The organism is Methylomonas sp. TEB (assembly GCF_047777895.1).
Classification (GTDB): Bacteria; Pseudomonadota; Gammaproteobacteria; order Methylococcales; family Methylomonadaceae; genus Methylomonas.
Genome location: NZ_CP180476.1, coordinates 4,410,449 through 4,425,468, shown reverse-complemented (window position 1 = coordinate 4,425,468; position 15,020 = coordinate 4,410,449). Strand labels below are relative to the sequence as shown.

Genomic DNA, 15,020 nt, shown 5'->3' with positions numbered 1-15,020 from the left:
ATGGTGGAGAATAAACAAGATGTTCCCGGAGATATTGCTGAAAACAGTCCCGGTTGGGAAAAATCGGTACTGGAGAAATTGGCGTTTGCCGCGATCGACGAGCAGAAAGCGGCGCGCCGTTGGGGAATATTTTTCAAGTTGCTGACGTTTGCTTATTTGGCCGTTGTGCTGGGTATAGCGATTTATCCGAAATTCAAGGAGGATATCGAGTCCGGCACCTCCGAGCATGTGGCTATCGTTGATGTGCTCGGGCAGATTGTCGAAGGTGAGGCCGCCAGTGCGGATGTGGTGATCGAGGGCTTACGTGATGCGGCCAAGGACAAAAATGTCAAGGGTATCATCCTCAATATCAACTCACCCGGCGGCAGTCCGGTGCAATCCGCTTACATTTACGATGAAATCAGGCGCTTGAAAGCCAAGCATCCTCAATTGCCGATTTATTCGGTGGTGGGCGATATGTGCGCATCCGGCGGTTATTATGTGGCCTCGGCTACCGACAAAATATTCGTCAATCAGGCCAGCATCATCGGCTCTATTGGCGTCATCATGAACGGCTTTGGCTTTACTAATGTATTGGACAAACTGGGCGTGGAGCGGCGTTTGTTAACCGCCGGCGCGCATAAAGCCATGCTCGATCCGTTCTCGCCGGTCAATCAGCAAGAAAGTAAGCATATGCAGTCATTGCTCGACCAAGTACACCAACAATTTATAGGTGCGGTGCGGGAAGGACGCGGCAAGCGTTTGAAGGAAACCGAAGCGCCCGAGATGTTCTCCGGGCTGATTTGGACCGGCGCGGAAGGCGTCAGGCTGGGATTGGCGGATGATTTCGGTAGCGTCGATAGCGTGGCCCGCGACCACTTCGGCACCGAGGAGAAAGTAAACTTTACGCCGCAAGAGCGCCTGATCGACCGCTTGGCCGGCAAGTTCGGCGCTTCATTTGGTCATGCTATCGCCAGCCGTTTGCCTGTGCCGACGATGCAGTAGTCCGGCGGACATTATCCAAGTTATTTACTTAATTTTTGGCAAGACAGTTGCTTATCGATCAGCTTTTATGGATAATGCGCCACTCCTCAGCGTCTCGCTGATGTTTTATGGTTACTGTGTCGGTCCTCTCGCAACGATACGCTGTAAACCCCGCCAGGTCCGGAAGGAAGCAACGGTAGCAGCGGACTCGTGTGCCGGGATGTGGCTGGCGCAGTAGCCGCCCAACTCTTGCCTTTCCGCGTTGCTAATGGCTTATCAGGTTCTTGCCAGAAAATGGCGTCCCAGCAACTTCAAGCAGCTTGTCGGTCAGGAGCATGTTAGCCAATCGCTAATGCACGCCTTGCAACATGATAGATTGCATCATGCCTATCTGTTCACCGGCACCCGCGGCGTCGGCAAAACCACGGTGGCGCGGATTCTCGCCAAAGCCATCAACTGTGAAGATCTAAAAGATTTCAACCCTTGCGGCGAATGCCAGGTTTGTCGGGATTTCGAGCAAGGCCGGTTCATGGACTTGATAGAAGTCGATGCCGCCTCCCGCACCAAAGTCGAAGATACCCGCGATCTGCTCGACAATGCCCAATACGCCCCCAATCAAGGCCGCTACAAAGTCTATTTAATCGACGAAGTACACATGCTGTCCGGGCATAGCTTTAACGCCTTGCTAAAGACCCTGGAAGAGCCGCCGCCGCACGTCAAATTTCTGCTGGCTACCACCGATCCGCATAAAATTCCGGTCACGGTATTGTCGCGCTGTTTGCAATTTAATCTAAAACGATTGTTGCCGGAGCAAATCGACGCGCAGATGCAGTTCATCTTGGGCCAGGAGCAAATTGCCTTCGAGCCTGCCGCGCTAAAAATGTTGGGCAGAGCCGCTGACGGCAGCTTGCGCGATGGCTTGAGCTTGCTGGATCAGGCCATCGTTTACGGTAGCGGCAGCGTCACGGCGGAAGCGGTGATCGGCATGCTCGGCACGGTGGCTCAACAGCCTATCGACGACATGTTGCAGGCTTTGGCGGCAGGCGATGCGCGGGCCTTGCTGGCAAAAATCGCCGATGTCGCCGAGTTGACGCCGGATTTCGCCGATATTTTGCAGCAGATGCTGCGGGTATTGCACCGGGTCGCGTTGTTACAGCAAATGCCGGATTTCGTCGATCAGGAATTTGATAAGCAATTATTGGACACTCTAGCCAAGACTTTATTGCCCGAAGACGTGCAACTGTATTATCAGATTGGCTTGCTTGGCCAACGCGATTTGCCGCTGGCGCCCGATCCGCGTAGCGGTTTTGAAATGGTCATGCTGCGGATGCTGACTTTCCGGCCCCAAACTGCGGAAGCCCAAACGCTTGAGCCGGCCATACCGCCGGTCGTTAAGTCGGTTGCCAGTACGCCGGCGCCGGTTGCGGAGAGCAGCGCCAAATCCATCGAAGAGCTGCGTCCGTTATCAGTCTCACAAGTCGTCAAACCGAGCAATTGGACCGAGATTATAGCCGCGTTGAATATCAGCGGGCGTACCCGCGAACTGGCGAATAACTGCGTGTTGGACGGGATCGACGACAGCAGTTGCCACTTGCTGCTCGATCCGAGCTTCCAGCAAGTCGGGACTAAAGCCGAGGACAACCTAAGGGTAGCATTGCAAAATTATTACGGTAAACCGTTAAAACTGGTGATAAGCAAGCAAGTAGAGCAGCAAATGACACCGGCACTGGAAATTCAAAAAGCGCGCGAAGATCGGCAGCAAGCGGCGGTCGATAGCATTAATAACGATGAAAATGTGCAGGCTTTGAAAGATACCTTCGGCGCCAGAATTATGCCTGGTAGTATCGAGCCACTGAATTAATATTGGAGAGACGATGATGAAAAATGCGCTAGCGGGCATCATGCAACAAGCCCAAAAAATGCAGGACAACTTAAAAAAAGCCCAGGAAGAACTGGGTGCGATGGAAGTGCAAGGCGAGTCAGGCGGAGGCTTGGTGACGATAGTGATGACCGGCAAACGCGAGGTGCGTAAGGTCAGCATCGATCCGTCTTTGGTCGGCGATGACAAAGACATGCTGGAAGACTTGGTGGCGGCGGCAATCAACGATGCTGTGCATAAAGTCGGCAAAATGAAAAAAGAAAAAATGGCCGATGTTACTGCCGGCATCCCGATTCCACCCGGTTTCCAAATGCCATTCTAAACATGCAAAACCAGGGTTTGCTGAAAGAGTTGATCCAAAGCCTGTGCTGCCTGCCCGGCGTCGGGCCGAAATCGGCGCAACGCATGGCTTTTCATCTATTGCAGCGCAATCGCGATGGCGGCTTGCAGCTCAGCAAAATGCTGGCTAGGGCCGTCAACGAAATCGGCCATTGCCGCGAATGCCAGACCTTGACCGAAGCCGAATTGTGTGAGGTCTGTGCCAACCCGTTACGCGATTCGGAAACCTTGTGTGTCGTCGAAAGCCCCGCTGACGTTTGGGTGATCGATCAAGCCACCACCTTCAAGGGCAAATACTTTGTATTGCACGGCCGCTTGTCGCCGTTGGATGGCATTGGTCCCGATCAGCTTGGTTTTGAGCTACTTGAGGCGCGTATGGCGAGCGGGCAAATCAAGGAAATCATTCTGGCGACCAATTCCACCGTGGAAGGCCAGGCTACCGCGCATTTCATCGGCGAAGTCGCCGGCAAATTCAATATCCGTGCCACCCGCATTGCTCACGGCGTGCCGATGGGCGGCGAGCTGGAGTTTATCGACAGCGGCACTTTGGCGCACGCCTTCAACGGTCGCCGCGAATTTTAGGAGGACACATGAGCGATTGCCTGTTTTGCAAAATGGCCACTGGTGACATCAAACCAGATGTGGTTTACGAGGATGAGCAACTGCTGGCGTTCAGGGATATACATCCGCAAGCGCCCTTGCACGTGTTAATCATCCCTAAGCGCCACGTCGCTAATTTAAATGATTTGGACGATGCCTTGCTGGGTGGATTGATGTTACAGACTGCCGCTAAAATTGCCGGCCAGTTGGCGTATGCGGAAAGCGGTTATCGAACGGTGTTCAACTGCAACGACGACGGCGGGCAGACAGTACATCACCTACATCTGCACCTGCTAGCGGGCAGGCAAATGCATTGGCCACCGGGTTAACCCGGATATAAAAAGCACAAAAAAGCCGCGTAATTCGCGGCTTTTTTGTGTTTGTGCGGCTTGCAGGGGCATCAATGCTGTTCCAGCCAGTCCTTGATCTCCAGCGGGGTCATGGTCGTGCCACCCAATTCCCGCATAAAAAAGTCGAAGTAGCGCCGGCATTTTTCCAGAAACCTTTCAAGGTCCGCATCGCTGTTCACGTAAGGCGTACCGCCGGGCATCACCGACGGCGAGTGAAAGCTGAATACAAAGATGCGCACGCCGTCTGCCAGTAAGGATTTGGTTAAGCGGCGCATTTCAGGCTCGCTATAATCTTCGGGCGATAGCCTAATTCGTTCCAGCAATCGCAGCCTGGCGACGGCCCCGGATATTTTTGCCTTGCGCAGCCAAGGGTGCATCAAGCGTCGGTAAAGCGGCGTGCCGCCGGCGCGTAGGGTTCCCACATAACCGCCCGAGCCGGGCAAGCTAAGCAGACGGCGCTGGCTGCCAAACCAAAACGGGTCGCTGGTATAGCTGGAGTAGTCCGGGCCGCCGTCGGCGCTGTAATCGATAGACGCGGCCACGCTGATGTCGACCTCGTAGCCCAGTTCTTCGAGAATCTCGCCGGTGTTGTGGCCGAAGCCGTATCGGCCCGCCAGATAGGTTAACGGCGAGGTGCCGAACGAGCTTTTGATTTGTTCGGTGAGCATCCTGAGTTTTTCATACTCCAACGCGCGCGGAAGGTTGCCGGGATAGGAGTTGCGGGCATTGAGCGCTTCATCGTGCGGTGGCGACACCCAGGGATGCAAATGCGCTCCAATCAGCGCTCGGCCGGAATCGGCGTAGGCTTTGAGCGGACCGAAGGCTTCTTCTTGCGAAGCAATCGGATAGTCGATCACGTAATTCGGCACGATTCCGAAACTGTCGAAAACCTTCTGTGCACGGTCGATGTGGCGCATATGCTTAACGCCGGTGGCCTGCCTGTCGTGCGGCTTGTTCCAATCGAACTCCTCCTCGGTATGGATGACTACCGACAAGATGGGGCGGGTTTCGCTGTTTACGCGAATCGGTTTTCGTTCGCTCACTGGTTTAGCCCCACGATCTCGGAATAAAAGTTGCTGATGTCGGCTTCAGCCAGGGTGTCGCTGCGAAAGACTTTGTTGCGGTAGCCGGCCAGTTCGTGGCAGAGCAGTGGTAGCCGGGGCAGCAGGCGCGATTCGACCCGCGTGTAAAAGCAGCCGCTTTTTAACAGGTGCCAGCCGATAGTCCGGCGGTAAATCAAAAACAGCTCGGGATCGCTGAATCCCAACACCAGCGCGCCGGGGACGCCTTTTAATCGGTTCGGTTTCCAGGTCACGAGACAATACGCGCCTGGCTTTCCAACTGCCAAGTGTCTAAGCCAGGGCAGATGCCGGTGGTCATGGAATACCTTGGCATCGGCGGGCGCAAGCGCCTGTTCAATAGCATCGTGATCAGTAATTACACGTACGCCGCCAAGGCTGGCAAATGGCCAGGGAAGATTGGGCCACAGTGCGTGGCGTTCGTTCATGGGCTTGAACTTCAGGAACTGTAGCGTCTTCGATACCACTTCCGTCGGCGTCAGGTCGGTGAAATGGAAGCCGGGCTGCGACACGACAGCCATCGCCAACCGCATGCTTTGCGAGCGGAAGGCCTCCAGCACGCACCAGCTGGTGATGTTGCAGAATTGTTCCGGTTTGCCGTGAATGATCCGCTCCGCATAAATCGCGCCGATGCCACCGACAATTTTGCCTTCGTCGCGGATCAGAAAACCGTTGTTGGGCTTTGCGACTCCCCAGTTTTGCTGGAAAGCTTGAGCCCATTGTTCGGCGCTGCGCTCGGAACTGAGGTGTTCCGTGAGAAATTGGCAGAAAGCGAGCAGGTCGCCGTCTTGAATCGGTTCCAGCGTTGGCATGGCCATGATTATTCCTTCAGCGCGGTTGCATCAAATAGGCTGCGGTAGATTGTTTGGCTTACGCTTGTTTGCTGGACAGCAGAAAGTCGGTCATCGCATTAATCGAGCCGAGATTGTCGATGTTCATGTCTTCCTGTTTGATCCGAAAGTCGTAGCTGGCCTCAAACCAGACCACCAGTTCCAGAATGGCGCCGGAATCCAGCAGACCGGTGGCCGGCAGGATGTCGTCGTCAGTAACGCCCGAGGCGTCCATGTCCAGCGCTTTGGCTAGTTCTATTACCTTGGCGCGTATCGCGGCTTTAATCTCGTCGGGATTTAGGTTCATCTATCGGTGGCCTGTGGTTTATGTGAGTGATTATGCCGGACGGGACAACGCTAGCAACACCTGTGCGACGTCAAAACCCGTGAGAACGCGGTGATCGTAAGTGGCGCCCAACACGGCCTTATCCGAATTTTTCGGTGCGGCGTGAGCGACGATCAGCGCTGTCTGCGGCGGAAGAATAGGGGTGTGGCGGCTGACATTCCAGCGTGCCATGCTCGAAAACGACAAGGTCGCGCCGGTGGCTTCTTGCGGCGGTAGCTTGTGCGCCATCGCGTGGCGTTGTACCTCGCCTAGGGCGCTGATGAATTGTGCCGCGTCCATGTCTTGCGTGTCGCGTACCACGGTTAGATACAGCATCGCGCCGGCCTGCACGGTAAAGCCGATATTGACGGGTGTGTATTGGAAGCGCTGACCGTTGACTATCGTGGAGTTTATTATAGGGCGTTCGCGGCCCAATTCCGCCAAACGAAAGGCCATCAACGGCAGCAAGGGCGAGAGCATCAATTTGTGCTCCGCCGCATAGACGGCGGCGCGTTCTTCCCAAGGTTTGGGGTCGTATTCGACTTCCAGATAGGCTGAGGCCGCAAAATCTCGATGCCAGGCAACTGTATGCAGCATCCCTGCCGCTTCCGGCGACAATTCCTGCAAGTCTCCTGCAACGGTCGGCGTGTCTTCCCGGCGGTTTACCGTTTGAGTGGATACTGCGGCTTTACCGGGCTTACCGCCCTTGCTCAGCCATGCTTCGATGTCGGCCACCGACAGACGCTCGCCGCTGACGGGGACGCGGGACGGGTCGATGTCCAGTTCCTTAAGCATGGCTCTGGCTTTTGCCGTGGGTTGGCGCGCGGCGCTTGCTGTTGACGAAGTGTCCTTGGTTTCTTCCGGGATCGCTTCGTCGCGCGTCTCACCCAGCCAGAACATCACGGCACCGACGCGGATTTTCTGTCCCGGTTCGCAGTCGATTCGCAGCACGTACCCGTCCTGTTCAGCGACCACGTCTATCATGGATTTGTCGGTTTCGACGGTGGCGACCACGTCGCCGCTATTGATGAACTCGCCTTGCTTGACGTCGATGCTGACGACGTCCACGAACTCGTCGTTGATGTTCACGCAGGGGACGGTTTGGAAAGTGGGCATGGCTGTCCTTTAAAAAAGGTCGAGAATTTTCTCGATGATCGATTGTTCGTCGGGAATAATGCTGCGCTCCAGGCTGCGGGCGGAGGCGATGGGCACGGGCGGCGTGCCGATGCGCAGAAACTGGCCCTTGAATCCGGATTCGAGCAAAGCGGCAGCGATTTCGGCGCTGACGCCGAAGTCGTGGTGAGATTCTTCGATCACCACCACGCATTCTCGGGTGGCCATATGCTTGATCAGCGATTCTCGCGGCAGCGGCGACAGCAGCGACGGCGAGACGATCTCAACTTCCAGCTCTTCTTCGCTTTCCAGTCTGTTCGCCACCGCTTCGGTCATCGTCAGCATGCCGCCGTAGCTTACCAGTGTGACGTCAGGTTCGTTTGCACCGCGACGTAATGTAGGGAACAGGTGGGTAGCGACATCATCCGTGGCCGGCAGCGCGGCATAATCCGCCGGGTCCATTTTTTCGCCGTACAGCAGTTTGTGTTCCAGAAACAGCACCGGGTAGTGCCAGCGCAGCACCGCGTCGATTAACAGTTCGGCAACATTGTGTCTATGGCTGCCGTAAACCACGGTCAGGCCCGGTACCGAGGTAAACAGGTGCTCCGGGCTTTGGCTATGCGTGGGGCCGTAGCCGCGCCGGCCGCCACACGGGGTGCGGATGACGATGGGTACCGACGTGTCGGCAAACATGCCCGGAAACTTCACGGCGTGGTTGAGCAGTTGATCCAGGCATAGCGACAGGAAATCGGCGAACATGATTTCCACGACCGGCAGGTAGCCATCGAGCGACAAGCCTATAGACGAGCCGGTGATGCCTGCCTCGCTGATCGGCGTGGAAATGACGCGGCCGGGAAATTCGCTGGACAAGCCTTGCGTTACTTTGAAGGCGCCGCCATAGGGGTCGTGTAGATCCTCGCCGATTAATAGCGTGCGTTGATCGGATTTGAGCAGAAATTGCAAGGCAGTGTTCAAAACCTGTCGCACGTTGCTGCCCGCCGCAATTGGCGGATAGCTGGGGGTTGGGTGTTCAAGTTGGGCGGTGAAGATGTGGGTCGGGGTTTCGGCGAGCGTGGCTTCCGGGGAGGCGTTGGCGGCCTGGCGTACGATTTCCACGAACTCGCGATTGCGGGCGTCGATAGTTGCCAGCGTATCTGCCGGCAACTGCTTGGCCAATGCGGCCAAGGGATCGCGGGCGTGAATTTCTGCAAGTTCATTTGGATCGCGAAGATCGTCGCCCTTGCTGTGCGGGCCCATCCGCCGGGTATCGATTACCAGGAAGCCGGGGCCGCGACTCGCGCGCACTGCGCTGACTACTTCCGCTACTTTACGGCAAAATTCCGGATCATTGTCGGCAAGGCGCCAGGTGGGTAGTCCGAATGCCGCGCCACGGGCTTGGATGTCGCCGCCCAGATTGTCGCGACTGACGGTAGTCTGAGAAATACCGTTGTTCTCGACCACGACCAACAGCGGTGCTTTCCAGACCGATGCCAGATTCATGGCTTCGTAGACCAAGCCCTGGCCGAGCGTGCCGTCACCTATGATGGCGGCCACGATTCCGGCGCTGTCTTGCAGCTTGCGCGCCAAAGCCAGGCCGGCACCTATGCCCAGCATGCCACCCTGTACGCCGTTGCTGTGAAAATTGCGATGGACCAGATGTTGACTGCCGCCCCAGCCGCCGCAAGCGCCGGCCTCGCGGCCCATAATTTCGCCGACCAGCCCGACGAAGTCCCCGGAGTACGACAGGAAATGGCCGTGGTTACGATGATTGGAAAGGACGGCGTCATCGGGATGATCCAAGGCGCGCACCACCGATAATGCGGTGAGCTCCTGGCCGATGCAGGTGTGCGTGGTGCCTGAGACCAAGCCGCGGGAAAATTGATCCAGCACCAGTTCTTCGGTCAGACGAATCAGGTGGCCATATGCATAAAGACTTTCCGGGTCGAGGCCGATTTGCGGCTTGCCGTGCTGGTCGCGCGTGAAGCCCGGCACTTGCCAAGTTTTATCGTCCGGAAGGCGAGCTACTGTGTGTGTATCCATGTATTGGTTCCGGCGGTCTTGGCTAGTGCTTTAGTCAAAAGAATATAATTTACGCGAACCTACTGTAGCACGCAAGATGGGATTGAGCTGGTCCGGAATGCAGAATCATGTGTTGGAAGGGACTAGTTGCGATTGCCCGGCGGCATCTTTTCTCTGAGTTTTAAGAAGCGCTGGTAGCGCTCTGCGGCAATTTGGCCTGCTTCTACCGCTAGCCGCACCGCGCAATCCTTGTCGTTGACATGCCGGCAGTCGTTGAAGCGACATTTGCCGATGTGCGGCTGAAACTCTCTATAACCCCAAGCCAGTTGCCCTTCCGACAACCCCGCCAAGCCAAATATCGCGACGCCTGGGCTGTCGATCAGATCGCCGCCGCCCGGTAAATGGTAAAGCGTTGCTGCCGTGGTGGTATGGCGGCCGTGGCGGGTGATTTCCGAGACAGTGTTGGTTCTTAGATTCCGGTCCGGCAATAGCGCATTTGTCAAAGACGATTTTCCAACCCCGGATTGGCCGGCGAACATGCTGGTCTGCTGCGCCAAAGCCTGTTGTAGACCCGAAATACCAAGCGCTTGTTTGGCGCTGACTCTATGTAAGCTGTAGCCCAAACTTTGATAATAGGCTAAGCCTTCTTCAACTATGGTGGAGAGTGGCAGATCGACTTTATTCAGCACTAGCGCCGCATCGATATTACAGTTTTCGCAGATTGCCAGGTATTGATCCAGCAGCAGAAAATCGCATTCCGGTTCGGCGGCGAAGACCACGAAAATGGTATCCAGGTTAGCCGCTACCGGCCGCGTGTCGTTGCCGCGGCTGGGGCGTTGCAACACCGAGCGCCTGGGCAGTATTTGCTCTATGCGGCCTTGCTCGGGTGAGGACATCGATAGCAGCACCCTGTCGCCGACCACCACGGTGTCCAGTTTGCGCAGTGTTTGGCAAAGCACGAGCTGCTCGGCGGCTAAACCGGCATCGTCGTTCACCTCGACAGCAATGCCTTTGCCGAGATGGGCGACGACCAAACCCTGGTGCAAGTCTGCCATCAGGCGGACTGCATCTTTTCTTCGATATGCGCTATGCGGATCGCGGCGGGCGGGTGGCTGTAATGGAATGCTGAATACAAGGGGTCGGGGGTCAGCGTGCTGGCGTTTTCTTCGTAAAGTTTCACCAAGCCGCTGATCATTTTGCTGCCTTGGGCGTTGCGGGTGGCAAAGTCGTCGGCTTCGAACTCGAATTTACGTTGAAAATAGGCGCTGATCGGCTGCATAAACGTGGTGAAAACCGGCGATACCAGCATAAATAGCAACAGTGCTGCAGCGTTGGAATGGGTACTGACGCCCAGGCCGTCGAAAAACCAGTCCTGGGTGATTAGCCAGCCTAATACTGCAAAGCTGATCAAGGTCATCACCGACGAAGCCACCAGCATTTTAATGGTGTGCTTGCATTTGAAATGGCCCAACTCGTGTGCCAGCACTGCTTCCAGTTCTTCCTCGTCCAATGAATTCACCAGCGTATCGAAGAACACGATACGCTTGTTATTGCCCAGGCCAGTGAAATAGGCGTTGCCATGGCCGGAACGGCGCGAGCCGTCCATGATGAAAATACCTTGGCTGTTAAAGCCGCAACGTTCCAATAAACCCTGAATGCGTTGCTTCAACGAGCCTTCCTGCATTGGCTCGAATTTGTTGAACAGCGGCGCTATCAACGTAGGAAACAGCCAGCTCATCAACAGCGAGAAACTCATGATGATGGCCCAGGCATACAGCCACCAGAGGCCGCCGATGCTGTCCATTACCCACAGAATCAGCGCCAGAATCGGCAAGCCTATCGCCAGCGTCAAGCCCATGGACATCAGTTGGTCTTTCACGAACTGTGGCAGTTTGCTCTTATTGAAGCCGTATTTTTCTTCGATGACAAAGGTTTGGTACAAACTGAACGGGATTTCAATCACGGTCATCAGCAGAAAAATGCTGGCCATGGACAGCAAACTGGACATCAGCGGCGATAAATCGAAGGTGGACCAGAAGTCGAATACCAGGCTGATGCCGCCGCCCAAGGTCAGCGCCAGCAGAAATACCATGCCGACCACGCTGTCGATGTCGCCCAGTTTGCTTTTTTCTATCGTGTAATCGGCGGCCTTTTGGTGCGCACTGAGCGACACCCGGTCTTTAAAGGCTGCAGGCACCTGTTCACGATGCTGTAAAACATAGGATTTCTGGCGCATCGCCAGCCAGAATTGGATGCCGTAGGAAAGGACTAAAGCCGCTAAAAAAATGCCAGTAAACGTGTTCATCAAGCCTATGTAGGTGGGGTTAACAATTAGCGGTACAGATTAGCTAATGCTACAATTTGCCGCAACATTATTAATACCATGGAATGAAAATGGCTCAAGATGCCGACAATCTTATCTGGATCGATCTGGAAATGACAGGCTTAGACCCGGATAACGATCTGATCATCGAAATCGCCACGGTAGTCACCGATAAAAATCTGCATATCCTGGCCGAAGGGCCGGTGATGGCGGTACACCAATCCGATGCAGCCTTGGCGGCGATGGATGATTGGAATCAGAAGCACCACGGTCAATCCGGTTTGATTCAACGGGTCAAGGATTCAAAAATCGATGCGGCCGAAGCGGAATTGCGTACGCTTGAATTTTTGCAGCACTGGGTACCTGCAAAAACTTCACCGATATGCGGCAACAGCATTTGTCAGGACCGGCGATTTCTCTATCGCTACATGCCCAAATTGGAAGCCTATTTCCATTACCGCAACCTGGACGTCTCCACCGTTAAGGAACTAGCCGCGCGCTGGGCGCCGCAGTTAAAGGATGGCTTTAACAAACAAGCCTCGCACAAAGCCCTGGACGACATCATCGAGTCCATCGAAGAATTACGGTACTACCGGGAAACGTTCTTTAAATTCTGATGTTGCAATTATTCTCGGTCGCTCTGGGCGGCGCCATCGGCTCCATGTTGCGCTATCTGGCCTCCAGCGGCGTGTATCTGTGGCTGGGCCGGGGCTTTCCTTACGGCACCTTGACTGTCAATTTGCTAGGCTCATTTTTGATCGGGCTGATGACCGAAGCGTTGATTCTGCAACGTCTGACGATTGCCTTGGAATACCGCACCGCGATTCTGGTCGGCGTGATGGGTGGATTTACCACTTTTTCCAGCTTTTCTCTGGAAACCTTTTATTTGCTGGAACAGGGACAACTAAGCAAGGCCGGTCTGAATATTGTAGCCAGCGTGTTCGGTTGCCTGTTAGCGGTATGGGCCGGTTTGGCGCTAGGCAAAGGCTTGTTTTTCTATTCGCAGGGCACAATTCGTGTGTTCGACTGGCCGTTTCCCTATGCATTGACGCTGGTTAATGGCATCGGCGCGTTTTTGATCGGCATCGTCGCCACGGTGTTGATGCACAAACTGTCCATTTCAATAGAATACCGGGCAATTTTGGTGACCGTTCTGATTGGTTTGTTCATCACGCTGTCCGGCTTATATTTGATTCTCTACCTTCTGGAAAGTGGTCATTCCTTCGAATCGCACATGGGTGCGATGCTGACCGTTTTTCTAAGCAACATCGTGTTTTGCGCCGCCGCACTGTGGACCGGCTTGTGGCTGGGCAAGCAGGTATAGCCGTCGTTTTATCTCTTTTTTCAATTCAGGATCTTTAACATCATGCTAGACCCCCGTTTATTTAGAAGCGACCTGGAACTGGTTGTGCAACAGCTGCAAAGACGCGGTTTTCAATTCGATGCCGCTGCCTATCAAGCCCTGGAAGACCGGCGCAAAGGTGTGCAGGTCAAAACTCAGGAACTGCAAAACGAACGCAACACCCGTTCCAAAGCCATCGGCCAGGCTAAGGCCAAGGGCGAAGACGTGCAACCCCTGCTGGATCAAGTCGCGGATTTGGGCGATCAACTGAAAGCAGCGGAATCCGAGTTAAACGACATTCAAAATCAATTGAGCGTGCTATTGGAAGGCATCCCCAATATTCTCGATGAAGCAGTACCTGCTGGTAAAAGCGATGCAGATAATCAGGAAGTCAGTCGTTGGGGCGAGCCGCGTCAGTTCTCATTCACCCCCAAAGACCATGTCGATTTGGGTGAGCCGTTAGGGATGAATTTCGAGCTCGGTGCGAAAATCGCCAGCGCCCGTTTCGTGGTGTTGGCCGGCAAGCTCGCGACCTTGCAGCGCGCTATCATTCAGTTGATGTTGAATACGCATATCAACGAGCACGGCTATCAGGAAACCTATGTGCCCTTTTTGGCCAATGCCGATAGCTTACGCGGCACCGGCCAATTGCCCAAATTCGAAGCCGATCTTTTCACCGTCAAAAACGATCCGACGTTTTATTTGATCCCGACCGCCGAAGTGCCGGTCACCAATATCGTCCGCGATGTGATCGTCGAGGCCAAGCAGATGCCGCTGAAATTCGTATGTCATTCGCCGTGTTTTCGCAGTGAAGCCGGTGCCTACGGCAGCGACGTGCGCGGCATGATCCGTCAGCATCAATTCGAAAAAGTCGAGCTGGTGCAAATCGTCACGCCGGAAACCTCCGCGCAGGCTCATGAAGAACTCACTGCGCACGCCGAAGCTATTTTGCAAAAGTTGAATTTGCCGTATCGCAAAGTGTTGCTGTGCGCGGGCGACACCGGCTTTTCGTCTTCCAAAACCTATGATCTGGAAGTCTGGTTGCCGGGCCAGCAGAAATACCGCGAGATTTCGTCTTGCAGCAACTTCAAGGATTTCCAGGCCCGTCGCCTGCAAGCGCGCTGGCGCAATCCGGAAACCGGTAAGCCGGAGTTGGTGCATACCTTGAACGGTTCCGGTTTGGCAGCCGGCCGCACCTTAATAGCGGTTATGGAAAATTATCAAAACGAAGACGGCTCCATCACCGTGCCGGAGGCTTTACGGCCTTATTTGGGCGGTATCGAAAAGATTCAATAACTTATAAACAGTCAGGTCTTTGGCGGCAGTGAAATAGTTTGGATACGAAACTATCATCGGGTATTATCGCCGCCGAGGCCGTTAAATCAGTCGAAAATCAATAGTTTGCCGATTTAACAGATGCCTCGTAAATTTAAAACTATAACGAGGGGGTATTATGAGTGAAGCAAATGAAGTGCAAGGACCATCTTTGTATGAACGCATCGGCGGCGAAGCGGCGGTGAATGCCGCAGTAGATGTGTTTTACGGCAAAGTGATGGGGGATTTTCGGATCAACCGCTTTTTTGAAAGAACCGACATGGCTAAACAAGCCGAGCATTTAAAAACCTTTATGACGGTGGCTTTCGGCGGTCCCAACAACTACACCGGACGTTCCTTGCGCGACGGCCACGCTCGCTTGGTAAAAATGGGTTTGAACGACTCCCATTTCGACGCCGTCATGGAGCATCTGGGCGCGACTATGCAAGAGCTGAATGTGCCTGCCGAACTCATCGCGGAAGCCGCGGCACTGGTGGAAAGCGTTAGAGGCGAAGTGCTGGGAAAATAGAATGGGTTCCGCTAC

16 protein-coding genes and 1 other RNA gene are annotated in these 15,020 nt (G+C 54.8%); 10 read left to right on the top strand and 7 right to left on the bottom strand.

All coding sequences use genetic code 11. The features are described 5' to 3' along the window. The 6 genes from sppA to ACMXD4_RS20020 all read left to right on the top strand — a co-directional run bounded on the left by sppA (position 1) and on the right by ACMXD4_RS20020 (position 4,110). A complete protein-coding gene (sppA, locus tag ACMXD4_RS20045) occupies positions 1–984 on the top strand; it encodes a signal peptide peptidase SppA (protein ID WP_171697468.1) in 984 nt (327 codons plus the stop codon). A 117-nt stretch (positions 985–1,101) separates the two neighbouring features. Continuing rightward, an RNA gene (gene ffs, locus ACMXD4_RS20040) (signal recognition particle sRNA small type) lies at positions 1,102–1,198 on the top strand. Between the two features lie 33 nt (positions 1,199–1,231). Further along, positions 1,232–2,824, top strand: coding sequence for a DNA polymerase III subunit gamma/tau (gene dnaX, locus ACMXD4_RS20035; protein WP_415879178.1), 1,593 nt, complete (start codon positions 1,232–1,234; stop codon positions 2,822–2,824). A 16-nt stretch (positions 2,825–2,840) separates the two neighbouring features. After that, a complete protein-coding gene (locus ACMXD4_RS20030; protein WP_026147014.1) occupies positions 2,841–3,164 on the top strand; it encodes a YbaB/EbfC family nucleoid-associated protein in 324 nt (107 codons plus the stop codon). A 2-nt stretch (positions 3,165–3,166) separates the two neighbouring features. After that, positions 3,167–3,763: a recombination mediator RecR gene (gene recR, locus ACMXD4_RS20025; RefSeq protein WP_415879177.1), complete on the top strand. Its 597-nt coding sequence runs from the start codon at positions 3,167–3,169 to the stop codon at positions 3,761–3,763. 8 nt (positions 3,764–3,771) lie between these two features. Next, positions 3,772–4,110 (top strand): histidine triad nucleotide-binding protein, encoded by a 339-nt coding sequence (locus tag ACMXD4_RS20020; RefSeq protein WP_415879176.1) that lies wholly within the window; start codon positions 3,772–3,774, stop codon positions 4,108–4,110. Positions 4,111–4,181: 71 nt separating this feature from the next. On the opposite strand, the gene ACMXD4_RS20015 is transcribed toward ACMXD4_RS20020, so the two are convergent. From ACMXD4_RS20015 to ACMXD4_RS19985, 7 genes are all read right to left on the bottom strand, one after another. Continuing rightward, a complete protein-coding gene (locus tag ACMXD4_RS20015; RefSeq protein ID WP_415879175.1) occupies positions 4,182–5,174 on the bottom strand; it encodes a polysaccharide deacetylase family protein in 993 nt (330 codons plus the stop codon). Next, positions 5,171–6,028 (bottom strand): hypothetical protein, encoded by an 858-nt coding sequence (locus ACMXD4_RS20010; protein ID WP_415879174.1) that lies wholly within the window; start codon positions 6,026–6,028, stop codon positions 5,171–5,173. The genes ACMXD4_RS20015 and ACMXD4_RS20010 overlap by 4 nt, the downstream gene beginning before the upstream one ends. A gap of 52 nt (positions 6,029–6,080) precedes the next feature. Continuing rightward, positions 6,081–6,347, bottom strand: a complete 267-nt coding sequence (locus ACMXD4_RS20005; RefSeq protein WP_415879173.1) for an acyl carrier protein — start codon at positions 6,345–6,347, stop codon at positions 6,081–6,083. Between the two features lie 30 nt (positions 6,348–6,377). Further along, positions 6,378–7,481 carry a 2-oxo acid dehydrogenase subunit E2 gene (locus ACMXD4_RS20000; RefSeq protein WP_415879172.1) on the bottom strand — a complete coding sequence of 368 codons (1,104 nt, stop codon included), beginning with the start codon at positions 7,479–7,481 and terminating at the stop codon, positions 6,378–6,380. Positions 7,482–7,490: 9 nt separating this feature from the next. Further along, positions 7,491–9,518, bottom strand: coding sequence for a thiamine pyrophosphate-dependent enzyme (locus ACMXD4_RS19995; protein ID WP_415879171.1), 2,028 nt, complete (start codon positions 9,516–9,518; stop codon positions 7,491–7,493). 122 nt (positions 9,519–9,640) lie between these two features. Next, the gene (rsgA, locus tag ACMXD4_RS19990; RefSeq protein WP_171697478.1) at positions 9,641–10,552 is read right to left on the bottom strand and encodes a ribosome small subunit-dependent GTPase A; all 912 of its coding nucleotides are present in this window, start codon (positions 10,550–10,552) and stop codon (positions 9,641–9,643) included. Beyond that, complete coding sequence (locus ACMXD4_RS19985; protein WP_171697479.1) at positions 10,552–11,802, bottom strand: M48 family metallopeptidase; 1,251 nt, start codon at positions 11,800–11,802, stop codon at positions 10,552–10,554. Before ACMXD4_RS19985 ends, rsgA begins: the two co-directional genes overlap by 1 nt. 89 nt (positions 11,803–11,891) lie before the next feature. Between ACMXD4_RS19985 and orn the strand changes: the two genes are divergently transcribed. The 4 genes from orn (at position 11,892) to ACMXD4_RS19965 (ending at position 15,005) form a co-directional block, all read left to right on the top strand. After that, positions 11,892–12,437 carry an oligoribonuclease gene (orn, locus tag ACMXD4_RS19980; RefSeq protein WP_171697480.1) on the top strand — a complete coding sequence of 182 codons (546 nt, stop codon included), beginning with the start codon at positions 11,892–11,894 and terminating at the stop codon, positions 12,435–12,437. After that, on the top strand, positions 12,437–13,144 hold the full coding sequence (gene crcB, locus ACMXD4_RS19975) for a fluoride efflux transporter CrcB (RefSeq protein ID WP_171697481.1): 708 nt from the start codon (positions 12,437–12,439) through the stop codon (positions 13,142–13,144). The genes orn and crcB overlap by 1 nt, the downstream gene beginning before the upstream one ends. Positions 13,145–13,186: 42 nt before the next feature. Next, a complete protein-coding gene (gene serS / locus ACMXD4_RS19970) occupies positions 13,187–14,458 on the top strand; it encodes a serine--tRNA ligase (protein WP_415879170.1) in 1,272 nt (423 codons plus the stop codon). 157 nt (positions 14,459–14,615) lie between these two features. Beyond that, entirely contained in the window at positions 14,616–15,005 is a 390-nt protein-coding gene (locus ACMXD4_RS19965; protein ID WP_171697483.1) for a group I truncated hemoglobin, read from the top strand. The last annotated feature ends 15 nt before the right edge of the window (positions 15,006–15,020 follow it).